The sequence below is a fragment of the Borreliella spielmanii genome (assembly GCF_014201705.1).
Lineage (GTDB): Bacteria > Spirochaetota > Spirochaetia > Borreliales > Borreliaceae > Borreliella > Borreliella spielmanii.
This window is the reverse complement of the sequence record NZ_JACHFA010000002.1, coordinates 13,812-38,756: the sequence shown is the minus strand read 5'-3', so window position 1 is coordinate 38,756 and position 24,945 is coordinate 13,812. Positions and strand designations below refer to the sequence as shown.

At 30.7% G+C, this 24,945-nt stretch carries 23 protein-coding genes and 2 tRNA genes; 5 read left to right on the top strand and 20 right to left on the bottom strand.

Going from position 1 to position 24,945, the window contains the following annotated elements; genetic code table 11:
* Positions 1-48 precede the first annotated feature (48 nt).
* The 15 genes from rpsG to HNR35_RS02275 all read right to left on the bottom strand — a co-directional run bounded on the left by rpsG (position 49) and on the right by HNR35_RS02275 (position 13,899).
* Positions 49-522 (bottom strand): 30S ribosomal protein S7, encoded by a 474-nt coding sequence (gene rpsG / locus HNR35_RS02345; protein ID WP_183223666.1) that lies wholly within the window; start codon positions 520-522, stop codon positions 49-51.
* 24 nt (positions 523-546) lie between these two features.
* Entirely contained in the window at positions 547-921 is a 375-nt protein-coding gene (gene rpsL / locus HNR35_RS02340) for a 30S ribosomal protein S12 (protein WP_002656492.1), read from the bottom strand.
* 67 nt (positions 922-988) lie between these two features.
* Positions 989-5,122, bottom strand: coding sequence for a DNA-directed RNA polymerase subunit beta' (rpoC, locus tag HNR35_RS02335; protein ID WP_183223664.1), 4,134 nt, complete (start codon positions 5,120-5,122; stop codon positions 989-991).
* Between the two features lie 15 nt (positions 5,123-5,137).
* Positions 5,138-8,605, bottom strand: a complete 3,468-nt coding sequence (rpoB, locus tag HNR35_RS02330) for a DNA-directed RNA polymerase subunit beta (protein ID WP_183223662.1) — start codon at positions 8,603-8,605, stop codon at positions 5,138-5,140.
* Between the two features lie 82 nt (positions 8,606-8,687).
* Complete coding sequence (gene rplL / locus HNR35_RS02325) at positions 8,688-9,062, bottom strand: 50S ribosomal protein L7/L12 (RefSeq protein WP_183223660.1); 375 nt, start codon at positions 9,060-9,062, stop codon at positions 8,688-8,690.
* A 69-nt stretch (positions 9,063-9,131) separates the two neighbouring features.
* Positions 9,132-9,620, bottom strand: a complete 489-nt coding sequence (gene rplJ / locus HNR35_RS02320; protein WP_183223658.1) for a 50S ribosomal protein L10 — start codon at positions 9,618-9,620, stop codon at positions 9,132-9,134.
* A gap of 4 nt (positions 9,621-9,624) precedes the next feature.
* Positions 9,625-10,305 (bottom strand): 50S ribosomal protein L1, encoded by a 681-nt coding sequence (gene rplA / locus HNR35_RS02315; protein ID WP_183223656.1) that lies wholly within the window; start codon positions 10,303-10,305, stop codon positions 9,625-9,627.
* A complete protein-coding gene (gene rplK, locus HNR35_RS02310) occupies positions 10,305-10,736 on the bottom strand; it encodes a 50S ribosomal protein L11 (protein WP_006433846.1) in 432 nt (143 codons plus the stop codon). The genes rplA and rplK overlap by 1 nt, the downstream gene beginning before the upstream one ends.
* Before the next feature lie 51 nt (positions 10,737-10,787).
* Positions 10,788-11,342 carry a transcription termination/antitermination protein NusG gene (gene nusG, locus HNR35_RS02305; RefSeq protein ID WP_183223654.1) on the bottom strand — a complete coding sequence of 185 codons (555 nt, stop codon included), beginning with the start codon at positions 11,340-11,342 and terminating at the stop codon, positions 10,788-10,790.
* Between the two features lie 23 nt (positions 11,343-11,365).
* The gene (gene secE, locus HNR35_RS02300) at positions 11,366-11,536 is read right to left on the bottom strand and encodes a preprotein translocase subunit SecE (protein ID WP_011600998.1); all 171 of its coding nucleotides are present in this window, start codon (positions 11,534-11,536) and stop codon (positions 11,366-11,368) included.
* Positions 11,537-11,562: 26 nt separating this feature from the next.
* A tRNA-Trp gene (locus HNR35_RS02295) sits at positions 11,563-11,635 on the bottom strand.
* 16 nt (positions 11,636-11,651) lie between these two features.
* The gene (gene rpmG / locus HNR35_RS02290; RefSeq protein WP_183223652.1) at positions 11,652-11,831 is read right to left on the bottom strand and encodes a 50S ribosomal protein L33; all 180 of its coding nucleotides are present in this window, start codon (positions 11,829-11,831) and stop codon (positions 11,652-11,654) included.
* Positions 11,832-11,858: 27 nt separating this feature from the next.
* Positions 11,859-11,931: transfer RNA gene (locus HNR35_RS02285), tRNA-Thr, on the bottom strand.
* Positions 11,932-12,005: 74 nt separating this feature from the next.
* Positions 12,006-12,854 carry a hypothetical protein gene (locus HNR35_RS02280; RefSeq protein WP_183223650.1) on the bottom strand — a complete coding sequence of 283 codons (849 nt, stop codon included), beginning with the start codon at positions 12,852-12,854 and terminating at the stop codon, positions 12,006-12,008.
* Positions 12,855-12,867: 13 nt separating this feature from the next.
* Complete coding sequence (locus HNR35_RS02275) at positions 12,868-13,899, bottom strand: hypothetical protein (RefSeq protein WP_183223648.1); 1,032 nt, start codon at positions 13,897-13,899, stop codon at positions 12,868-12,870.
* 329 nt (positions 13,900-14,228) lie between these two features.
* Here HNR35_RS02275 and HNR35_RS02270 point away from each other — a divergent pair, with 329 nt between their 5' ends.
* On the top strand, positions 14,229-14,843 hold the full coding sequence (locus HNR35_RS02270) for an ankyrin repeat domain-containing protein (RefSeq protein WP_183223646.1): 615 nt from the start codon (positions 14,229-14,231) through the stop codon (positions 14,841-14,843).
* A 64-nt stretch (positions 14,844-14,907) separates the two neighbouring features.
* On the opposite strand, the gene HNR35_RS02265 is transcribed toward HNR35_RS02270, so the two are convergent.
* The gene (locus HNR35_RS02265; RefSeq protein WP_183223644.1) at positions 14,908-16,431 is read right to left on the bottom strand and encodes a hypothetical protein; all 1,524 of its coding nucleotides are present in this window, start codon (positions 16,429-16,431) and stop codon (positions 14,908-14,910) included.
* A 139-nt stretch (positions 16,432-16,570) separates the two neighbouring features.
* Here HNR35_RS02265 and HNR35_RS02260 point away from each other — a divergent pair, with 139 nt between their 5' ends.
* Positions 16,571-17,773: a dicarboxylate/amino acid:cation symporter gene (locus HNR35_RS02260; protein WP_183223642.1), complete on the top strand. Its 1,203-nt coding sequence runs from the start codon at positions 16,571-16,573 to the stop codon at positions 17,771-17,773.
* A gap of 11 nt (positions 17,774-17,784) precedes the next feature.
* Here HNR35_RS02260 and proS read toward each other — a convergent pair whose 3' ends face one another.
* Positions 17,785-19,251: a proline--tRNA ligase gene (gene proS / locus HNR35_RS02255; protein ID WP_183223640.1), complete on the bottom strand. Its 1,467-nt coding sequence runs from the start codon at positions 19,249-19,251 to the stop codon at positions 17,785-17,787.
* Between the two features lie 52 nt (positions 19,252-19,303).
* Positions 19,304-19,981, bottom strand: a complete 678-nt coding sequence (locus tag HNR35_RS02250) for a DUF2259 domain-containing protein (protein ID WP_183223638.1) — start codon at positions 19,979-19,981, stop codon at positions 19,304-19,306.
* A 164-nt stretch (positions 19,982-20,145) separates the two neighbouring features.
* Here HNR35_RS02250 and HNR35_RS05945 point away from each other — a divergent pair, with 164 nt between their 5' ends.
* From HNR35_RS05945 to HNR35_RS02240, 3 genes are read left to right on the top strand one after another with little or no spacing between them, the layout of a single operon-like run.
* Positions 20,146-20,562, top strand: coding sequence for a hypothetical protein (locus HNR35_RS05945; protein WP_006433818.1), 417 nt, complete (start codon positions 20,146-20,148; stop codon positions 20,560-20,562).
* Positions 20,559-21,167, top strand: a complete 609-nt coding sequence (locus tag HNR35_RS02245) for a DUF3996 domain-containing protein (protein ID WP_006433820.1) — start codon at positions 20,559-20,561, stop codon at positions 21,165-21,167. The genes HNR35_RS05945 and HNR35_RS02245 overlap by 4 nt, the downstream gene beginning before the upstream one ends.
* 10 nt (positions 21,168-21,177) lie before the next feature.
* Positions 21,178-21,789, top strand: a complete 612-nt coding sequence (locus HNR35_RS02240) for a DUF3996 domain-containing protein (protein WP_006433823.1) — start codon at positions 21,178-21,180, stop codon at positions 21,787-21,789.
* 52 nt (positions 21,790-21,841) lie between these two features.
* Here HNR35_RS02240 and manA read toward each other — a convergent pair whose 3' ends face one another.
* Entirely contained in the window at positions 21,842-22,957 is a 1,116-nt protein-coding gene (gene manA / locus HNR35_RS02235; protein ID WP_183223636.1) for a mannose-6-phosphate isomerase, class I, read from the bottom strand.
* Entirely contained in the window at positions 22,954-24,831 is a 1,878-nt protein-coding gene (locus HNR35_RS02230; protein WP_183223634.1) for a fructose-specific PTS transporter subunit EIIC, read from the bottom strand. The genes manA and HNR35_RS02230 overlap by 4 nt, the downstream gene beginning before the upstream one ends.
* Positions 24,832-24,945 lie beyond the last annotated feature (114 nt).

Sequence of the window (24,945 nt, the reverse complement as noted above, 5' to 3'; positions counted from 1 at the left end):
ATACACAGCATATAAACAAAAAAAGACACCTTAAAAAAAGGTGTCTTTTTACCATCTATAATGAGTAAAAGCTTTATTTGCTTCAGCCATTCTATGAGTATCTTCTTTTTTCTTAAAAGCAACTCCAGTAGAATTGTATGCATTTAAAAGTTCGTTTGACAACTTTTCCTTCATAGACCTACCACTAGCCTTTCTAGCAGCAAAAATAATCCACTTCATAGCTAAAGCCTCTCTTCTCTCTTCTCTAACTTCAACAGGAACTTGATATGTAGCACCACCCACTCGTCTACTTCTTACTTCTACTAATGGCTTAATATTATCTAAAGCCTTGCAAAAAACAGCCATCTTATCACTATCTTCAAGCTTGTCAGCAAGCAAATCAATAGAACTATAAAGTATACTCTCGCTTATTGATTTTTTTCCATTATACATCATTCTGTTTGCAAACTTTGCAACAATTCTAGAATTGTACCTAGTATCAACAAAAACTTTCTTTTTGATTTTTTTATTTTTTCTTGACATATTTAATATTAACCCACCTTTCAATTAAGCTTTAGGTTTTTTTGTTCCATACTTAGATCTCCCCTTTTTCCTATTATTAACACCAAGAGTATCCTTAGCTCCTCGAACTATGTGATACCTTACTCCAGGCAAATCTTTAACTCGACCACCTCTAATTAGAACTACAGAATGTTCTTGTAAATTATGACCAATTCCTGGAATATATGCAGTTACTTCAAATCCATTTGAAAGTCTAACACGTGCTACTTTTCTTAAAGCCGAATTAGGCTTTTTGGGAGTTACAGTCATTACACGTGTACAAATTCCTCTTCTTTGGGGACAATTTTGAAGCGCAGGAGACGCGGTCTTCTCCGTTTGACTTTTTCTAGGCTTTCTAATTAACTGATTAATTGTAGGCATTTATCAACGCTCTCCTTTTCTTGAAATTATTAATAAAATGGTAGCAAATATATCACTTATTTTCAAGCTAAACTTCAGAATTGATATTTTCACTAACTTTAATTTTTTTATAAAGTCCCATGCCAGTTCCCGTAGGAATTAAATGCCCAATGACAACATTTTCTTTCAATCCTCTAAGATCATCTATTTTTCCAGCAATAGAAGCATCTGTTAATACTTTTGTTGTTTCTTGAAAAGAAGCTGCAGAAATAAAAGAATCTATATTAAGAGAAGTCTTAGTTACTCCTATAAGAATGGGACTTGCTATTGCTGGCTCACCACCTTGTTCGATCACTTTTCTATTTTGCTCATAAAAAGTGTGCTTATCTACCTTTTGCCCATAAACAAAATTAGTATCACCAACTGCTACAATTTTAACTTTTTTCATCATTTGTTTAATTATCACACCAATATGCTTGTCATTAATGCTAACACCCTGTTTTCGATAAACATCTTGAATTTCTTCTAACAAAAACTCTTGCAAACTAATCCCACCTAAAATTTCAAGCACATCATGCGGATTAATTCTGCCATCACAAAGCATATCTCCTGCCTTAACAACATCTCCATCTCTAACTAAAAGATGTTTGCCAGCTGGAATATAATGCTTATGCTCAACCCCATACTCATCTAAAATATTAATAAGTCTTTTGCCTTTTTGAATTGATTTAAATTGAACAATTCCACTTACTTTGGCCATTTCAGTCAAATTCTTAGGAATTCTTGTTTCAAAAAGATCATTAACACGTGGCAATCCCCCTGTAATATCTTGAGTTTTTTCAGACCCTTTAGAAAGTTTCGCAATAACATCTCCTATATTAATATTCTGACCATCTTCAACTTGAAGATAAGCATCGCCTGGTAATACATAAGATGCAACCTCCATACCACTGCTATTAATAATAAAAATTCTAGGATCAAGAGATTCAAAAACATTATCTGTAATTCTTTTCTCAACATTACCTGTTTCGGTATTTATCTCCTCTTTAAGGGTAGTACCCAAGATAATATCCTTAAATTTAATTTTACCCTTAACCTCTGCAATAATAGGCTCTGCAAATGGATCAAATGTACCGATAACTTTACCCGATTCAACATAGTCGCCAACCTCTATTTCAAGCTTTGTACCAGCTTTCAAGACAACTTCTTGCTCTTCTGATACTATGAAAAATTTATCGTCTCTTAACTTCACATAACCAATATAAGAAGAGAGAATCTCTACTCCCTTTTTATTAACAAACAAAGGGATTCCTTTAATTACTCTTTGAGAATCTAAAACTTTAATTTCTTTTATATTCTTAATTTTTTCCTCGTAAAAAACATTGATTATTTTTAAAGTTCCTTTTCTTGTAAAAAGAACTCCATTGTCAACCTTAACATTAAAGCCTTCTATGCCATTAAGTATAAAAGCATTCTTTAAAGATATTTTATCATATTCACTACCAGCCTGAGCAACTCCACCAATATGAAAAGTTCTCATGGTTAATTGGGTGCCTGGTTGACCTATAGACTGAGCGGCAATTATTCCTACAGCCTCGCCAATGTTAACGGGCTTATTCTTTGAGAAATCTCTACCATAACATTTTTGACAAACGCCATGTTCAGCTTCGCATGTTAAAACAGATCTAATAACAAGCTTTTCAATACCAATTTTCTCTAATAATTCTATTTTGGCTTCTGAAATTTCTTCATTTGCATCTAAAACAATCTCACCGGTAATTGGATTTTTTATTCTTTCAATAGAATAGCTCCCAACAGCTTTTTCTTTCAAAGATTCTAATATTTCTTCACCATTTTTTACAGTTTCAACTTTTATTCCGTTTATAGTCCCACAATCTTCTATTCTAACAACAACATCTTGAGCAATATCTACTAGTCTTCGAGTTAAATATCCAGCATCAGCGGTCTTAAGAGCAGTATCAGCTAACCCCTTTCTCGCTCCATTTGTAGAAATAAAAAACTCTATAACAGAAAGGCCTTCTTTAAAGTTAGAAATAATTGGAAGCTCAATAATATCCCCAGAAGTTTTTGCCATCAATCCTCTCATACCAGCAAGTTGCCTTATTTGATTTCTACTACCCCTAGCGCCCGAATCTGCCATCATATATATAACATTAAACCCGTCTCTATCTTTCTTTAAAATTTCCATCATCTTATTAGTAAGTTCCTCGTTAGTCTTTAACCAAACAGAAACTACATTATTATAACGCTCTTCACCAGTAATAACACCTTTAGCATAATCATTTTGAATTTTAGCAATTTCTTTATTGGCCCTGTCTATATAAGTTTTCTTTTCATCAGGAACAATAATATCACTCATGCTAATTGTGCATCCAAACTTAGTGGCATACTTAAAGCCCAACTCCTTGATAATGTCAAGCATTTCAATTACAGTAGAAGAACCATGAACTACATAAACTTTTGATATTAAAATTTGTAGTTCCAAATCACTAAGAGTTTTATTTATAAATTCAATCCCATTGGGCAAAGCCTCATTAAATATAACCCTACCAGCTGTAGTTTTTTCATATTCGCCATTAATTTTTACATAAATAGAAGCATTATAATCTAGACTCCTATTATTTATGGCAAGAATAACATTGTTAAAGTTTAAAAACTTTTTACCTTGTCCAACAGTATTCTTTTTTTCCATTGTTAAATAATATAGGCCTAAAACAATATCTTGAGATGGAAAAACAATAGGATGCCCATTGGCAGGATTTAAAAGATTGTTTGTTGAAAGCATTAACGCCCAACTTTCAGCTTGTGCTGATGGAGTAAGAGGCACATGTACTGCCATTTGATCCCCATCAAAATCAGCATTATATGCATGACAAACAAGGGGATGTAATTTTATTGCCTTACCCTCAACTAACACAGGCTCAAAAGCTTGAATTCCAAGTCTATGAAGAGTAGGCGCTCTATTTAAAAGAATAGGGTGCTCTTTAATAACAAGATCTAAAATTTGCCATACCTCATCAACTTCTTGCTCGATTAAATTCTTTGCTCTTTTAATATTAAAAACAGCTTCACTCTCAATCAACCTTCTTATTACAAAAGGCTTAAACAACTCAAGAGCCATTTTTGCAGGCAATCCACATTGATGCAGTTTTAACTCAGGTCCAACAACAATAACAGAACGACCAGAATAATCTACTCTTTTACCAAGAAGATTTTGCCTAAATCTTCCCTGCTTGCCTTTTAAAGCATCCGAAAGCGACTTAAGAGGCCTACTTGACGATCCTTTAACAACTTTTCTTTTATGAGAATTGTCAAAAAGAGAGTCTACTGATTCTTGAAGCATTCTTTTTTCGTTTCTAACAATAATCTCTGGCGCATTAAGAAGAAGCAATTTTCTTAAACGATTATTCCTATTTATAACTCTTCTATAAAGATCATTAAGATCAGACGTTGCAAAGCGTCCTCCATCAAGCTGAACCATTGGCCTAATCTCTGGGGGAATAACAGGAAGAACCTCCATAATCATCCATTCTGGCTTATTCCCAGAAATTTTAAAATTTTCAATAATTTCAAGACGTCTTAAGAGCTTCTTATCAGTTTTATCATCTTTATCTATCATTTGAATCCTAAGTTTAGATGAAAGCTCATCAAGATCAAGATTTTCAAGAAGAGTTTTAATAGCTTCAGCTCCCATCGAAGCATTAAAAGACATCCCGTATCGCTCTCTAGCCTCTATATACTCATCTTCATTTAAAAGCTGCATTTTTTTAAGATCAGTATCACCCGGCTCAATTACTACATATTTTTCATAATAAAGAATAGAATTTAAACTAGATGCCGTAATGTCAAGCAAAAGACCAATCCTAGAAGGTATATATTTGTAATACCAAATATGAGCAACTGGAGCTGCTAACTCAATATGCCCCATTCTCTCCCGCCTCACCTTAAAATGGGTAACCTCTACATTGCAACGATCACAAATAATACCCTTATATCTAACTGATTTGAATTTACCACAATAACATTCCCATTCCTTTGTAGTACCAAAAATTCTTTCACAAAAAAGCCCATCCTTCTCGGGTCTCAAAGTCCTATAATTAATAGTCTCAGACTTTTTAACCTCTCCATAAGACCAATTTCTAATTTGATCAGGAGATGCTATTTTAATTTTTATTTTTTCAAAATCTTTTATCTCTTTCATAAAAACTCCAAAACCCTAGCTTTTATTAATCAATTCTTCTTCTTTCTCTGTTAAAGGAACTTGATTCCCATTATCATCGTAAATTGACAAGTCAAGTCCAAGCCCTCTAAGCTCTTGCATTAGCACATTAAAAGACTCGGGAATCCCTGATACATTAGTAGGAATACCTTTTACTATATTTTCATATATCTTAACTCTGCCCGACATATCATCAGATTTAACTGTTAAAAGTTCTTGAAGGGTGTGAGCTGCACCATAAGCTTCAAGAGCCCATACCTCCATTTCCCCAAGTCTTTGCCCACCAAATTGAGCTTTTCCTCCAAGAGGTTGTTGAGAAACAAGAGAATATGGCCCTGTTGATCTTGCATGCATTTTATCATCAACAAGGTGATGTAGCTTAAGCATGTAAATCACCCCAACCATTACTTCATTTTCGAAAGGCTCCCCTGTATAACCATCATATAAAATTTCTTTAGAAGTTGGATTAAATCCAGCTTTTTTTAATTTTTCTTGAATTTGCTCATTTGTAGCAGATTCAAAAACAGGAACATTATAAAATTCACTAAGATATTTACCAGCAAGACCTAATTGTGATTCCATTAACTGCCCAATATTCATTCTAGAGGGAACTCCTAAGGGATTTAAGCATATGTCAAGAGGAGTTCCGTCTGCAAGATAAGGCATATCTTCAACAGGAAGAATTTTTGCAACAACACCCTTATTACCATGTCGTCCAGCCATTTTATCACCTTCTTTAAGCTTCCTTTTTTTAGCAACATAAACTTTAAGTATCTCCTCAACCCCAGGAGAAAGATTGCCAACATCCTCTTTGGTAATCCTTTGAACATCAATAACTGTACCTTCGGTGCCATGAGGAACTTTTAACGAATTATTTTTAACATCTTTTGCTTTTTCTCCAAAAATGGAAGTTAAAAGTCTAAATTCGGGAGTAATATCTCCTTCTGATTTTGGAGTAACTTTACCAACCAGAATATCTCCGGGCTTTACATAAGTTCCTATCCGTATAATCCCATTTTCATCCAATTTATTTAGTATCTTTTCGCTAACATTAGGTATATCTCCTGTAACTTTCTCAGGACCAAGTTTAGTTTCTCTTACCTCTATACTGAATTCTTTAATATGAATAGATGTATAAAGATCTTCCTTTACAATTCTATCAGAAATCAATATAGCATCCTCATAATTAAATCCATTCCAAGGAATAACTCCTAGTAATAAATTATTACCAAGAGCAAGCTCTCCATATCTAGTAGCAGGACCGTCAGCTATTATTTCACCTCTTTCAACCTTTTGACCCTCTTTAACTAAAACGGATTGATTAAAACAAGTATCTTGATTTGTCCTTTCATACTTAACAATATGATATTCATCTAAATCTTTAACATTCTCTGATTCAAAAGGTTTAACAACTATTTTATTACTTGTTGCAAGAATAACTTCTCCACTTCTTTTAGCCTTAACTACTACTCCTGAATCCTTTGCAACAACACTTTCCATGCCTGTACCAACAATCGGGGGTTTAGGAAAAAGTAGAGGTACTGCCTGTCTTTGCATATTAGAACCCATAAGCGCTCTATTTGCATCATTGTGCTCAAGAAAAGGAATTAATGCTGAAGATACTGAGATTAATTGTCTAGGAGAAACGTCCATATAGTCTATATTTTTGGGGTTTGTTGTGGTATAATCACCAGAAATTCTAACAGAAACTAAATCTTCAAGATACTTCCCATTAGAATTAAAAGCAGCATTGGCTTGAGCAATACACTTTTTCTCTTCGTCAATAGCAGATAAATATTCTAATTCGTCAGTCACTTCTCCATTAATAACTTTCCTATAGGGGGTTTCCAAAAACCCATAGTCATTAACTCTGGAATAAGTAGCCAAAGAAACAATAAGTCCAATATTTGGCCCTTCAGGAGTTTCAATAGGACACATTCTGCCATAATGAGTATAATGAACATCTCTTACTTCAAATCCTGCTCTATCTCTTGAAAGCCCCCCCGGACCAAGAGCATTAAGACGCCTTTTGTGAGTAAGTTCGGCCAAAGGATTAACTTGATCCATAAACTGCGAAAGTTGGCTAGTTGCAAAAAATTCTTTAACAGCAGATACAATAGGTTTAACACTTATTAATTCTTGAGGCTTTAGATTAAAAACTTCTTTGTTAGACATTCTATCTTTAGCAATTTTTTCAACTCTTGACATTGCGCCCTTATATATATTGGTAAGAAGCTCACCAACAGAACGCACTCTTCTATTTCCCAAATGATCAATATCATCAAAAATATCATGACCTTCATATATTCTCAAAAGATGAGATATGGTATTAACAATATCACTCATAGTTAAAACTGATGTAGTTAAATCATCAAATCCAAATTTTTTAGAAAGTTTATAGCGCCCTACACGTCCAAGATCATATCTTCTTTCAGAAAAGAATATGGTTTTTAAATCGTTTTCAGCATTATCAATCGATATTGGCTCACCAGGGAAAAGAGCACCATAAACAGCGAGCATAACTGATTCTTTTGGAAGCTCTTTAGAACCATCCTTTAAGGCAAAAAAAGCATCCTCTTTCTCAAGACAATTTAAAATAACATTCGAACTTACAAAGTACTTTCCAGAAATATCATTATAACCATCAAAATCAACAAGCTCTATTTCATTTACTCCATTTTGTAAAAAATCTTCAACATCTTGTAAAGTAATCTTATCTCCTGCTCGATAATACATATTCTCTTTTATGTTAATACTCTTGGCTAAATATTGACCTGGAAGATCTCTTTTTGTAATCTCTTCAACTTTAATTTTTTTAATGTTATAAAAAGTTTCTATTATTTTTTCTCTAGTATCAAACCCTAAAGCCCTTAAAAAAAGAGTTATGAGTATTCTTTTTTTTCTATCTATCTTTACATAAAGATAATCTTTTTTAGAATCAATCTCAAATTCTAGCCAAGAACCACGATAAGGAATTATTCTAGCAGAATACAAATCTTTTTCTTTATAAAAAACCACTCCTGGGGATCTATGAATCTGAGAAACAATAACCCTCTCAGCCCCATTAATAATAAAAGTACCCCTTTCTGTCATTAAAGGAATAGTTCCCATGTACACGTCTTTTTGCCTTATTTCCCCAGTAGTCAAAAATTGCAAATTTAGTCTTACTTTTAAAACAGCTTCATAACTTTGACCTTTTCTTTTACATTCTTTTTCTGTAAAATTGAGGGCATCGTTTTCTATATAGTATCTTTCGTACTCAAGAGCAACATCACCATTTCCACTTTTGATGGGAAATATATTTCTAAAAACAGACTCAAGTCCTTCATTAAGTAAAGGTTTTTTATTTTTTAATTTATCAAGTTGTAAAAATTTTTCATAAGAATTTAATTGTATTTCTATCAGGTTAGGTAAGTCTAAAATCTCATCAGCTCTTCCTTGTCCCAGATGAACTCTTTTTATCATTAAAAGACTCCTTTTTTAAGACATAACAAGCCGCATATCATAAAGACATGCGGAATAACAACTTTGATATATTTTTAATTTTTTATTTAACTTCAACTTTTGCGCCAACTGCCTCAAGTTTCTTTTTCAATTCCTCAGCATCTGACTTAGAAAGACCTTCTTTAACAGCTTTAGGGGCAGATTCAACTAAAGCCTTAGCTTCTCCAAGACCAAGCCCTGTAATAGACCTAACCTCTTTTATAACATTTATCTTACTATCACCAAAAGACATAAGAATTACATCAAATTCGGTTTGTTCTTCAGAATCAGTTGAACCTACTGAAACAGCTCCTCCTCCACCAGCAGCAACAACAGCAGTTACCCCAAACTTTTCCTCAATAGCTGTTACAAGGTCAACAACTTCCATAGTTTTTGCACCCTCAAGCCAGGTTAAAATATCTTCTTTATTTAGTGCCATATTAACTCCTTATCATTTTAATTTTACAGTGATAGCATGCACTCAAAAATTAAGACTAACACTGCTATGTTAACTTTTAACATCAGCCAAAGCTTTCAATGTTCTTACAAGCTTAGAAACTGGCGCTTTTAACACACTAGCAAATAAAGAAATAGACTCTTTTTTGGTAGGAAGCTTGCTATAAGCTTGAACTTTAGCCTCATCATAAAACTCCCCTAAAATAAAGCCGCCCTTTACTTTTAAAGTAGTAGTTTTTACAAAATCATAAAAAATTTTTGCTATTACATTAGCCTCTTCTAATGCAGCAATAACAACTGTTGGGCCAACCAAACAAGAATCAATAACATTAATATTCTTTTCTTTTAAAACCATCTTCATTATATTGTTTTTAACAACTTTTAAGGCTCCATGCTCTTCTTCTATTTTATTGCGAAGATCTGTCAACTGAGACACACTCAAACCTCTATAATCCAAGAAAAAAAAATTTTGCTTGCTATCTACAAATTTTTTCAATAAATCAAACATTTCTAACTTTTTAGAATTTATCTTTGTACTCATAATGTCACCTCCAAACAAAATTAACTTTTATAGAAGGCCCCATAGTAGATGAAATATAAACACTATCTATAAAAGCTCCTTTTAAATCACTCGGTCTTTTTTTGACAACTTCCTTGATAAATTCCTCATAATTTTCTTTTATCTTTTCATTGTCCATAGAGGATTTACCAAAAGAAAAGCTTATTACACCGTTTTTATTTGCTCTAAATTCTGTTCGGCCTTTTTTAAGGCTATTGATTGCATCCTTAAGATTATTTGTGACTGTTTGAGTCTTTGGATTAGGCATCAAGCCTTTTTTCCCCAAAATAGGACCAAGTTTTCCAACATCCTTCATCATATCAGGAGTTGCAACAACAATGTCAAATTCATCCCAACCACTTTTAATCTTATTTATCAGATCATCATCTCCAACATAAGTTGCACCAAACGCTCTAGCTTCATCTGCTCGATCACCTTTTGCAAAAACAAGTATTCTTTTTGGCTTCATAAACTGATTTGGCAAAACTATAGTGTCTCTAACGGTATGATTCTTTTTTAAATTAAGGTTAACAGATATATCTATAGTTTCATCAAATTTAACAAACTTAATTTTTTTCAATAATGAAATTGCTTCTTCAATGTTATAAAATTTGCTCTTATCTACTTTAGAAAAAGCTGCAATGTATTTTTTACCCTTTTTTGACATTATTTCTCCACCTCAACACCCATTGAACGTGCACTTCCTGAAATAATTTTAAAAGCTGCTGATTCTGATTTTGCATTTAAATCAGGCATTTTAATTCTTACTATTTCCATTAACTTTTCTTTTGATATAGTCCCAACTTTATCTGTATTAGATTTTTTAGATCCTGACTCTATCCCAATAGCTTTTTTAATTAAAATTGAAGCTGGAGGGGTCTTTACAATAAAAGAAAAACTTTTATCGCTATAAACAGTAATGATAACAGGAACCACAATGCCAGGCTCCATTTTTGCGGTTCTCTCATTAAATTCCTTTACAAACTGAGGACCACTAACTCCATGTGGTCCAAGCGCTTGTCCTATTTTAGCTCCAGGAGCTGCTTGAGCAGCTGGAACCTGTAATTTAATCCAAGAAATTGCTTTTTTTTTTGCCATATCATCTCCTTATGGTAATAACGCCTTGAAAGCTCCCATCAGTATTAAATTTTAAATCTTTTCTATATGTTGAAAATCAACCTCAACAGGCGTTGATCTTCCAAAGATTTGAACTGAAACCTTTAATTTCTTTCTTTCGTAATCAATAGAACTAATAAGCCCTTCAAAAGAATCAAAAGGACCACCTTTAATTCTGACTCTTTCTCCTTCCTCAAAGTCATAAAGCATAAAAATAGATTTATTTGCTTTAATCTCACCAGTAAGCATAAAAACACTTTTTACTTCTTCATCATTAATAGGAATAGGCCTTTGGCCTTTGCTAACACCTACAAAATTAATAACACCTTGAACTTTAATAATATTAGCGACAATATCCTTCCAACCTACCTCTGGAAGATCTAGCTCAACAAGAATATAACCTGGCCAAATTTTTCTCTCCCTTATTCTTTTCTTGCCATTTCTTATTTCTTCTATTTTTTCAATAGGAGCCTTAACATCTAGCACTACACCGCTAAAAACACCTTCACTTATTAAAAGTTTTATGTCTTGCTCTATCTTTTTCTCATATTGAGAATAAGTTTGAACTACATACCAAGCTCTAGACATAATTTACCCTTCTTATAATAAAACTAAAATACATAAGTTACAACAAGAAACATGAGATAATCGACTATGCCTAAGAAAATTGAAACAAATAATACCAACCAAAAAACTTGCTTTCCATTTTCAACCACTTCATTATACTTAGGCCACGTTACCTTCTTAAGCTCCAAGATACTATCTTTGATAAACCTAAACACTTAAAGCCTCACTTTAATTCTAACAACAGGTCAGGAGGGATTCGAACCCCCAGCATACAGTTTTGGAGACTGTCGTTCTACCGTTGGAACTACTGACCTATTATTTTATTATTTATTATTTTATTTTTCCTTCCTTATGAAGAGTATGCTTCCGTAATTTTGGACAATATTTCATCAATTCTAACTTCTCTTGCTTATTACGTCTATTCTTAGTAGTGGTATAATTCCGAATTCCAGTCTCCTCACAAATCAAAGATACAAGCTCAACAGCTCCTTTTCCTTTCTTTTTACCCATATAGTAAAACTCCTAACTACCAATAAAAGCCCTCAATCGGACTTGAACCGACGACCCCCACCTTACCATGGTGGTGCTCTACCAACTGAGCTATAAGGGCACTAATTCCTTATAAAACTCTTTATTATCTTAGTTGATTGTTTAGAAAAAAACAAGTACCCCAGTTTAATTTTCTCACTTTATTACAACAAGTCTTCCATCTTGCAAAAGTTTAATATTATTACTATTTGAAAACAACTTGTTAATAGAATACTCATCAAGTATAATATCTGTGTTATTTTTACCATAAATACTTTTGGCAACCAATTTTAAAGGACGATATCCGACCCTATTTTTATTATTATAAAGAACATCGTTACTATATTCAAGCATTCCCCATTTTTTCAAAGCCTCTGAAGAAACCATTCTCTTGTCAAAATATGGCCTAATGTTTTCATCATAAATTTTGATAAAAAAAGAGTCTTCTAATTTTTTAGAACCAAAAGTATTATTGTAGACATCACCCACATAAATCACAACTCCTGTATAGTCAGTTTTATCAACATCAGAATTTACTAATGGATAAAAAGCTTTATAAGGTTTTTCATGAGAAAAAAATAAATTTATAAAATCAGGAAAAAGACTAAGCTCGTACCTAACAGTTAGACTTCTTAAGTCTTCTGAATATTTTATATAAGATCTTTTCAAGATACTATTGGGACCTGAAAAATTAAGTATTAAGCTGGGATTTAGATCAAAATAATTCTTAAAAGTATTTTCAGAGTCCATAATTATCTTAAAAAGAGATTCTCTTATTAACGTATCTTTAAAATCATTAATGGTTGCTATTAATTTAGACGCTGTATTTAAACCTACTGGCCTAAATTCATTTTCATTAATTTCCTTAACAATATCAAAACAAATAACCTTCCTATCCCAATCAATTATTCTATGTACGCTTGTCTCGGCAACCTCATCTTTTATTATAGAAACATTAGAATAAAGTAGAAATAAATAACTAAAAAGAACCTTAAGAAAATGCATTATTTCCTTCCTATTATTTTTTACCTAAATACACACCTATCCAAGTCCAACCATTATTAATTTCTGGATCTTTAGGATAAACAATTCTTTTAAAAACAAAATACCATTCCCGAATATGATCCCACCCACTTGATTCAAGGTAAGATATATCATCGCTAGAATCCGCCTCAAGATGCTTTGCAAATTGTATTCCATTTTTTCTTCTCCCTCCAAGCCTAATCATCGTGGTTAAAAAGCTGTTAGTATTAATAGAATTGCTTTTGCCGCCCTTTTGATCCCAGCTTTGAATAAAAAAATTATTCTTATCTCTTATGTTGAGTAATTTAGAAGTATCCCCAGAGAGAATAAAATTTTTAACATCTTGGATTAAATCTCCTAAATTTCTATAAACAACAAACTCTGGATTATTAAAGTAATTAATTTTTGTAACGACATTAAAATAGTCTCTAGAATCTATTTTTAAATGTGCTCTTGGAATCGAAAGAAATTTTTTATAGTAAAAATAAGATTCATCATAATCTTGAACATCTTCCAAACTTAATGCAAGATTATAAAAATAATTACCTTTTTCTTCATTATTTAAATTATCAATCCCTGTATTTAATATAAATTTGTAATAATTAATCTTATCAGCTGAATCAATATTTAAATTAATAATCTTTTTAGCTACTATTGTTTTCACTGAACAGTTTTCATAAAAATAATCATCAAAATTGTCAACAACATGTTTGTAAATACTAAAAGCTATAAAATCTTCTCCCATAGAATTATAAATATTGCCCATTAAATAAAGATACAAAGGATAATATTCTCTAGATACATCATCAATAATTCCATTATTTACAATCTCTAAAGCGCTTTCATAATTCTTATTTGCAATATATATATTAACAACCCTATCAATAATAAGAAATTTATCCAATCTATTTTTATTGGAAGATTTTAAAAGATGAGTAAGGTTTTGAACCTCACTTTGTTTTTGTTTACAAGAAGTAAATAAAAACAAAACCAAAATAAACTTAGCAATTTCAATCAATAGGCTCATAAGAGTATTTTATACTGCATACTATACATAATAAAATGTATACCTCAATTTAAAAAATTATTTAAATTTTTATAAAAAAACTTAATATGATTATATATTATATTAAACTAATACAAAAAACATCAAAGTTGACGCCTAAATTTAATATAAAATTATCTAATGTTTAAAAAATAGGTAAATTAACTGATAATTAACAATTGTGACAACAAAAATATTGAAAACCAATCTAATAATAACCTATAATAAATATTAATTTAATACTATGCTTATTAAAAAAGCAATCATTTAAAATTAAATACTCTGTTAAAGGAATACAAGACTCACAAAACATGAAAAAAGAATTCATCATACTTTCACTGTTATTACAAATAATAATGAATTTAAATTCAACAACCACCGATACAAATGCTTTAATAGTAAAAGAATTGCAAAAAAATTTGTATGCTTTCAGTAGCACAGAATATCAAAACAATAAAGACACCTTAAATAAATTTATAAATTCAATAAATATCAACGACAAAAAAACCTTACAAACTTTAGAAAAAATTAAAAACGATCTTTTTATAATATCTGTTTTTTTCAACAATACAAAAGGAGTTTTAATTGCGCTAAATCTTGGAGCAGAAATAAACTTTAAACATAAAATGTCTCCAATTTCAATTTCAATAATAAACAACGAATTTGAAATCATAAAAATATTAGTAGATTATGGCATAAGCCTCAATCAAATAGATGATACCGGGCATTCTCCAATATTTTGGGCAATATATACTAATAACGAAAAAGTATTTGAATTTTTAAAAGAAAGCGGAGCTGATTTAAGCTCCACGCTTAAAAATAAAAAAACTCCCATGCAAGCTGCAATAGAAACAGAAAATATAAAATTAATTAAATCTCTGGAAAAGAAAAAACCTTACGTTGATAATAATTATAAAAAATTATAAAAATTAACTTAACTCTCTGAAAAATAAAAAAATAGCTAGAATTTTAATAAAACAGCAAATAAGTTTAATACCCATCAGATACTTGAATATTTTTATCTTTATCAAGAAGCTCCTTGTATATAAAAGATTTTTTAGCAAGTGTCTCTTTTAAATTTTTAGAAAAGGGTAAATTTCTCCACATTATGCCACGTACCAATTTTTCAAGCTTTTGAATTCCTTTACTTTCTTTGTCTATCCAAAGAAAATAATCTTCTAGAAAAAAATTTTTAACATTTCCTTTTTTAATAAATTTAACATAATAATCATAATATTGGCCTGTAATTCCTGTTTCCATCCATCTAAAAGATGCTTGTTCTTTTGCAAGTTCCCAAACAAAATCGCCAATCCCCAAAATAACCGCTTTTCTTAAATTTTTAGCATACATTGGTATTAATATTTTACCCCTTCCATTTGCTCTGTTTTTAACATCAATTGCCTCCCAACAGATTCCTTTATCGCCATAAGAAGGTATTAATATAAAATAAGGAACCACTCTAATCAAATCTCCTCTATAAGCTTTTTGAAAAAGCCTAGGTTGGATATTTTCAATTTCCCAAACAAGCTGGATAATTCTTTCTCTGCTTCCAAAAAATTGAGGGTTAGCAATTACATTATTCCTCAAAAGAATAGGAAAATGATTGCCTCTTGGACCTATTGCAAGTTTATTAGCACTTCTGATAGCCTCAACTTCATCATGTGCAATAGTTGATTCGACAGACATTCCAATATTATTCATTTTATTTTGAATTTCAAAAAGCTCTCTGTTAGCATCTTCAATTTTATTGATAAAAATATTGACATCTCTATTTGATTTAATAAGATCATCAACATAATCACTAGCAAAATTTAAAGGCTTTAAAATCGAATTGGCATAAGGACTTCGGACTCCGTATTCAGGCATATAAGCTAAATCGTCTTGGCTATTATTTGAAAATAAAAATCCAAACATACTTCTTAACCTATAAAGAGCTTCTTCTCTAACCTTATCAGTTCTCTTAAGGCTACTCTTTGCAAAATCAATACTTGCCAAAAGTTTTTCTTTCTTATTAATTAAAATTTTTTCCAAATCTTCTTCTTTAAAATTATCCATCGGCAAATCAGTTGCTAATCTACTAAGCTTAAAACTATTAACCCCATAAAGCCATTCATCAAAATAAATAAAAGACTCGTTATAATGATTGTCCCAAATAGTTTTTGAAATTAATAGCTGAATTTCAGATCCAAGTGCATTTGGAATAAGAGCAGCAAATCTAAATAAAATTTTCTGCTCCATAGTCAATTTTGAAATGTTTTTTGCAATTGATTTGAGAAAAGACCAATAAATGTTAATCACTTGATTATATTTTAAAACCCTATCAACCTCTTCTGGCTGCGGATTTAAATAATCTACTAAAACTTTATGAAGCTTAAGACCAATTTCTTTGCTACTTGAAATAAGATTTTTATAAAAATCTTTAGTAAAAAATTGTTTATCATGTTCTTCTAAAGTTGAAATATTTGGCAACCTTGAATTTAAATCTGTATCTACAGAATCAGGATACTTATACAAACAACCCCCAAAACACCCTTCCTAGCAAGCAGCATAATAATATAAGTACAATTGTAACTCCAAAGTTTATATTTACAAAAAAATTTAGTACTATTTTATAATACACAGTGTACCTTAAATCTCTGAAAGGAAAAGTCATATGAATGTAAAAATCAATTTTTTTTTCACTCTGCCTATTGGTATCTTTTTAGGATTATTTTTCCCTCTTGGAATTTATAGTTCTTTATCTCATGCTTTTATAAGATTATCATACTTATCTCTTATTCCTTTCTTAATATTTTCAATTCCATTGGGAATTGAAAATATTATTGAAAATAAAAACTTTAAAAAACTCTTTGGCAAAACAATTTATTATGGAATTTTAACTAACCTGTCTGGAGTTGTTGTAGCAATAATAGCTGCAATAATATATCTTCCACAAAGAATTCCAATATTAGAAAAAACAATACAAAATACATATTTTTTCGAAAAAGAAGTTTTACTAGAAACATTTTTTCCAAAAAATATTTTCAAAATATTTACATCTGGTAATCCGAATCTACTCAGTATCTATATGATTTCAATAATACTAGGAACTAGCTTTTATTATGCAAAACAAAAGGGCAGAATAGCTAGAGAACTAATGCTAAGCGCATCTAATCTTTTTTACCATGCAAATGGATTTATTGCAAAGATATTAAATATAGGAATCATTTTTATAGCAGCAGATTACACCGTAAGCCTAAAAAACTTTAAGGATTATCAAAATTATATAAATAGCATAACATTCTTTCTAACATGGACAATTATAATTTTATTCGTAATATTACCAATAATTAGCTATAGATTGACAAAAAATTTTAGAATGATATATAAAGGAATCTTTGTATCATTCCAAAATATAATATTTTCAGGACTATCAAGAGATTCTTATTCCCCTTATGTGATATTAATAGAAGATATCAAAAGTGAAAGAATAAATATAAAAAAATCCATAATTATAAACATACCCCTAATAAATTTTATTTCTAAATTTGGGACTATTTTTGTTTCAGTAATATCATTTTTTATAATTTTAAAATCATATTCTAGTCTGCCTATTTCTATCTATGAAATAAGCTATATGGGTGTTTTATCATTTCTTTTTATCTTTGCATTTCCCCATATACCAAATAGCTTAATTTACATAATTACAATGCTTTGCTCTACATATACAAAAGGAATAGAGTTAAACGTTTCTAACATAACACCAATGATGCCAATATTAATCTCTTTGGCTTTACTGATTGATTTTGCTTTTAACATTGCAATAATTCATATAATAAATTTTAAAGAATTAAAAGATCAAGAAAAAATTAACTAAAGTTAACCCAATTAGTAAGATTTGGCAAATAAAACAAAATATTTAGCCTTAGAAGAACAATAAATACAAGTCATGTCTGTTAAATCCCTGGATTTAAAATCATCAGGAATGCATCTTATTGTAGCTTTAGTTTCATTTTTAATAATATTTTCACAATTCACACCACCACACCAACAAGAAAGGACAAATCCAGAATAATCATTCATATAAGCTTTGAATAGCTCATAACTATCCTTCCCACTACTAAAAATCTCCTTGGTATTTAGGGTCCTAAAATTCAATGCTTTTTCAAATAAATTCTTCTGCATAGAATCAAGTTCTGCCTTAACCTTACTAACAAGAGAATCAAGCGATATCTGATACTTAAATTTCTTATCTTTATCTCTTCTTACAATAGTAACAGAATTTAAAAGAATATCATTTATTCCTATTTCAAGACGTATTGGAATTCCTTTAAATTCGGCAGATGAAAATCTAAATCCTGGAGAACTTCTAATATCCTTATCAATTTCAACCCTAAATTCTGCTTTTTTTAAAGCTTGCACAACACAATCAGAATAGTCCAAAATTTTTTTATTAATCTTATCTTCTTTTTTAAAAATGGGAATAACTATAATTTCTATAGGAGCAATCCGAGGCGGCAAAATTAAACCTCTCTCGTCAGAATGAACCATAATCAAAGCACCAATCAATCTAGTAGAAACACCCCAACTACTAGCAAATACATACCTCATCTTGCCATCTTTGTCTTGAAACTTTACATCAAATGCCTTTGCAAAATTCAATCCTAAATAATGGGATGTAGCAGCTTGAAGTGCTTTTTTATCTTGCATTAATGCCTCAACAGAATAAGTAGAAACAGCCCCTGCAAATTTTTCCTTTTCAGATTTTTTACCACAAAAAACTGGAATAGCTAAATAGTCTTCTATAAATCTTTTATATACATCTAAAATCAGCAAAGTTTCTTCTAATGCTTCCCCTTCAGTAGCATGAGCAGTATGCCCTTCTTGCCATAAAAATTCGGTGGTGCGCAAAAAAGGTCTTGTTCTCTTTTCCCAGCGAATAACATTTGCCCATTGATTAATTTTAAGAGGAAGATCTCTGTAAGACTTAATCCACTTACTATACATATTCCAAATAATTGTCTCAGAAGTAGGCCTTAAAACTAAAGGCTCAGCTAAACTCTCTCCACCAGCATCCTTAATAATTGCAAACTCCGGTGAAAATCCATCAATATGATCCTTTTCTTTTTCTAAAAAACCATAAGGAATAAGCATAGGAAAATATGCATTCTCATGCCCTGTCTCTTTAAATTTTTTATCAAGTATGCTATGAATTTTGCTCCAAATAGAATACCCATAAGGCATAATCACCATGCACCCTTTTACAGGGCTATAATCAGCAAGTTTTGCTTTCTGCACTATATCTAAATACCACTTAGAATAATCATCTTCTTTTGATGCTATAAAATCACTCATACATTATCCTTAATAAAGCATTAAACTTCTTTAAAACGCTAAATAATTATATTCAATATTTTTTAACTTCAACCATAAACCGCTTATACTTATTCCCATAAGAATTTAACATTATTTTTTCCAAAACAAAAACAATTCCATCTTCATTTGGAAACAAAACAATCTCTCTTATTTTGTAATCAACAACATTTTTTCTATAGAAATTCCCTCTCCCAACAGTCAAATGTTTTTCTAGAGTTGAATTACAATATCTGACAGATAGAAAAATTTTAAAAGAAGAAGAACCTTCTTGGGAATTAATATCCTTATTTATAAAAACTTGATATTCGTTTCCTGTTTTAAAATCAATAAAATTTAAAAAATCTGTTTCTGGAATCTCACTCTTAACATAAAAATAAATTTCTCGCCCTCTTCTTAAATGATTAATTTTAAATTCTCTAACTTTAAAATTAATCATCTTTAAAAGTTCGTAAAGGCTTTTATCATAGCTGTCTAAATACTCAATGTGCTCCTTAAAAACCCTAGAATGCACCCCAGAATTTGCAAAATTATTTTTAATAACATCAACAAAATAAACAGCAGAATAATAATATCCATTTTCAAACCCATATTCGCCAAACATAAAATATTGACCATCATTAGAGAATCCTAAATTTTTAAAAAAAATATTTTCTGGAAACCCTAATAAAAAAGAAAAAAAATAAAAAAAAACAATATACAGTTTAATCATAAGCTTTGTATAAAGTTTAATAACAATAAATTACATATTAAACTTATTTATAATTAATTTAGTCTTACTTAAAATAATATCAAACAGTATTTCAAATTCAAAACTTTGCTGTACTATTTGTTTATAGATTAAAAACTTAATATTCAAATTTTTGGGATAAATTTTTGAACAAAAGGATTAATAACCTTATATTAGTTTTAAAAGATTTAAGGCAAATAAAATTTTATTGCAAACGCTTTAAAATAAAACACTGCAATAAAATTTATTTATTACAAATTCATCAATTCATACTTTTTTTAAAGGCCAAAAAATCAAAGAAAAAATATATTCCTAAAAATCTTATCCTAACAAATAATATTAACATCAATATACAGTCAAGTAGTATAATAATACCTGTATTTGTGATTAAAATTTTTTTGATAAACAAGATTTTTATAAATAAAATTATAAAAAATTTAACAATAAAGTTTTGTTATCAAAATAAGCAAATAAATATCAATATTTTTAATTTTTTACGTTTTATTAAAAATATTGTAAAAATAATATCTAGAATTGAATATAAAAAAGGAGAATTTCAATGAGAATGCTATTAGCAACAATAATACTTATATTAACAACAGGTTTATTAACTGCCCAATCAAAAAACAAAGCTATGGTTGGAGATGATTTTGACTTTGAAAAACTTCTTGAAAAAGAAGAGTCTGTGCGTCGCTTATTTGGCATAGGCTTTGGAGTTGGATATCCACTTACAAACATTACCATATCTGTTCCTTATGTAGATATAGACCTCGGCTATGGGGGATTTGTTGGGCTTAAACCCAATAATTTCGTGCCCTATGTTGTAATGGGAATAGATCTTTTATTTAAAGACGAAATACATAAAAACACTATGATTTCCGGAGGAATTGGAATAGGTGCAGATTGGTCAAAAGGTAGTCCTGAAAAATCGAATGAAAAACTTGAAGAAGAAGAAAATGAAGTTCAACAAACAGCTTCTCTTGAGAATAGAATAGGGGTTGTAATAAGGCTACCTTTAGTAATAGAATACAGCTTTCTTAAAAATATTGTGATTGGGTTTAAAGCTGTTGCTACTATTGGAACAACCATGCTATTTGGCAGCCCAATGTCATTCGAAGGAGCTAGATTTAATTTCTTGGGCACGGGTTTTATAAAAATATATATATAATGGAGAATAAATGATAAAAAATTTTAAAAAAATACATATCTTAATATTAGCATTAGGTGTAATACACCTTTCTTTTGCATCTGACAATTACATGGTCAGATGCAGCAAAGAGGAAGATTCAACCACCTGTATCGCAAAACTTAAAGGCATAAAAGAAAAAAAAAGCTATGACTTATTTTCAATGGGTATTGGAATAGGCAATCCTATTGCAAACATCATAGTTACAATTCCTTATGTAAATATTGATTTTGGATATGGAGGTTTTATTGGCCTTAAGTCAAACAACTTTGAAAATTATCTAAACGGTGGAATAGATGTTATTTTTAAAAAACAAATTGGGCAATATATGAGAATCGGCGGCGGCATTGGAATAGGTGCAGATTGGTCAAAAACATCCCTTATACCTCCCGATGAAGAGGAAGAGACTGATTATGAGAGAATAGGTGCTGTTATAAGAATTCCTTTTGTAATGGAATATAACTTTGCAAAAAATTTATACATGGGATTCAAAATTTACCCCGCATTAGGACCAACGATATTGCTGACAAAGCCAAACATTTTATTTGAAGGAATTAAATTTAATTTTTTTGGATTTGGATTCATTAAATTTGCATTTAATTAAACAAATAACTAAATTGGAAATTAAAATTAAGCTCACACAAGTAAGCTTAATTTTAATCAAAACCAGCAATAAAAGCTTGACCATCCCCATTAATAAACAAGTTTTCAGCTTTTCTGCCTATAAAAATGCTCTCACCTTTATTAAGATCTAAAGATTTATTTATATTCACACATCCATCTAAAACTAACAAGACCATTGCACTATTTCTATTGATACAAATGCTCTCATTTATTTTTTTTTGAATTAATTTCAAATTAGTATTAGGAAGTCTAAATACACTAAAACCATTTTGAAAATCGGGATTTAAAAATGATACCTTTTCTTCCTCAAATTTACCAACTCTTAACATCTCCTCTTTATCAATATACTTAGTAGTAAGACCAGCTCTAATAACATTGTCAGAATTGGTCATAAGCTCAATGCAGTCTCCCTTAAGATATGCATGCACCTCTTGACTATTTGTATAAACAACTTCCCCTGGTTTTAGTTTTAAAATATTCATGCCTAAAAATACTAAAAGACCCACATCTACACCATAAATATTGTAAATTTCATTAAACCAATAACCCCTAAAATTATCAATAAGATTTAAATTTTTTAAAATTTTCTCAATAATCTTCTCAAGTTCATACGCTTGCAAATCAAAAACGGTTTTTACAAAATCTTTATGTGATTGAAAGTCGAAATTTAATTTTAGAATTTCACAAATTCTTTTAATCTCGCCCAAAGGCAAAAAGCCTTTAAGGGCATAAAAATCACTCAATGCATAAATAAGCTCAATTTTGGGATTTTTGTCTTTATATATCCTTTTAGGATCATCAATATCTATCCCTTTATTATTCTCTGATTCATGCCCTTTCAAGGCAATATCTTTAGAAGGATGAATTTGAATAGATAAAGGTTTATTTGCAGACAACACCTTAAATAAAAAGGGAAATTCGTCATTACAACCTAAAAGCTCTTTACGGTCTTCTAAAAAATCGCTTAAAAGCACATACTCATTTCTATATAAAATCTTACTAGAAAATGTTTTGTGCGCTCCAAGCCACATTTCAGCTTTAGGCTTTCCATCAATCTTATCACCTAAAAGATTGGGAATAAAACTAACCCCTCCCCAATCATATTCTTTAATACTATTTTTCATTAAAAAAATATTATCTTCATTCATTCAGATTCCTTTAATTTTAAAGATTTCAAAAAAATTACCAACGCTGTTGCAACTGCAACTCCAACAGCAATTGCAATAATAAACTCAAATTTATTATCAATAACAGGAAGCACTATTGGCCCTCCGTGTGGAGCATGATTGGCAACACCTAAAAAAGCCGCGATAATGCTTGATACAGCTCCTCCCACCACTATCGAAGGAATTACCCTTCCAGGATCACTAGCAGCAAAAGGAATAGCCCCCTCACTAATACCAATAAATGAAATTAAAAAGGCTATTTTTCCAGATTCTTTCTCTTCATTTTCAAATAATTTAGGCGCTAAAAAAGTTGCAAGCCCCATAGCCATAGGGGGAACAGGAATTGCTGCTGCCACCATTCCCATTATTTCTGGCACTTGGGGAATTAGTCCTACACCAAAAAGAAACGCCACTTTATTAAAAGGTCCACCCATATCAACAGTAATCATTGACCCCAACACTAAACCTAAGAAAATTTTACCTAATACACCAAAAGTTTCTGAATTGCTCTGTAAAGATTTAAGCCCGCCCTCAAGAACCCCCATAAATTCTCCAATATAAACACCAACATATAACATAAAAAAGCCAACAATAATGGTGCTTATTAACGGAATTACAAATATGGGCATTACAGGCCTTAGCCATTCAGGAACAGATCTCTTTGCTAAAAACTTAGCAATATAGCCTGCTAGAAATCCTGCAAATATTGCACCCAAAAAACCTGCTTTTACATTTCCAGATATTACTCCACCAACAAGACCAGGCGCAAGACCGGGCTTATCAGCAATTGCCATTGAAATAAAACCAGCAAGAACGGGCAGCATCATTCCAAAAGCAACAGAGCCAATATCTGCAATTTGCTTATAAAATGGATGCTCAGAAAAATTTGGCCCATCGGGTCCAATCCCAACAAAAGCAATGCTAAGAGCAATTAAAATTCCTCCGGTTGCAACAACAGGAATCATTGGAGATACCCCACTCATTAAATATTTATAAAAACTCCCTTTACCTGTTATAATCGGGCCTTTAGAACTACCATTAACCCCAGCGTCTTTGTAAAAAAATATTGGAGCATTAAACGCTTCTTTAATAATATTTTCCGTATTATTTATCGCTTTTACAGTTGAAACTTTATAAACTCTCTTACCTTCAAATCTCTTTTCATCAACATCCTTATCAACAGCAAGTATTACAATATCTGCATTCTTAATTTCTTCTTCTGTTAAGGCATTTTCAATACCAATAGATCCTTGGGTTTCGACCCTAATATCGTACCCCTGCTTTTTAGCTTCATTTTCAATTTTCTTTGCTGCAATATATGTATGAGCAACTCCAACAGGACAAGCAGTTACAGCCACTATTTTCTCTGATTTTGTAGCTCTAAAATCCTCTTCTTTAACTTTTCTCTGAACATTTTCTATATAATAATAAATGTCATCAGCAGTAACCATCCCGTTTAAAGCATTTTGAAAAGCATCATCTTCAAACAGCTTAGCTATAAAGGCAATCGCCTTAAGATGCTCATTGCCTTGTTGCTTTTTTGACATGCAAATCAAAAATATTAAATTAACGGGAGGATTTTCTTCAGACCACTTAACCCCAGCACCTTTAATGTAAAGCAATGAAATAAAACTGGTTTTAACAACATCTCCTATAAAATGAGGAATTGCAACCCCATTTTCCCAAGAAGTATCACCTATTTTCTCTCTATCAAGAATTCCTTGAAGAAACTCTTTTTTACTATCTATATATCCTTTATCATTGATTTTTTCAACTAAAAAATCAATTACACCCTCTTTTGAATTTACTTCTGGCAAAACAAATACAAGATCTTTTTTTAAAAAATTAAAAAACATAAATGTAGTCTCCTAGCAATTAAACATATTGTATAATATACAATAAAATAGCATATTACAGCCACCTAATATAAAAAATATTTTTACACTAAACAGGAAAATTCTCCCTAAATA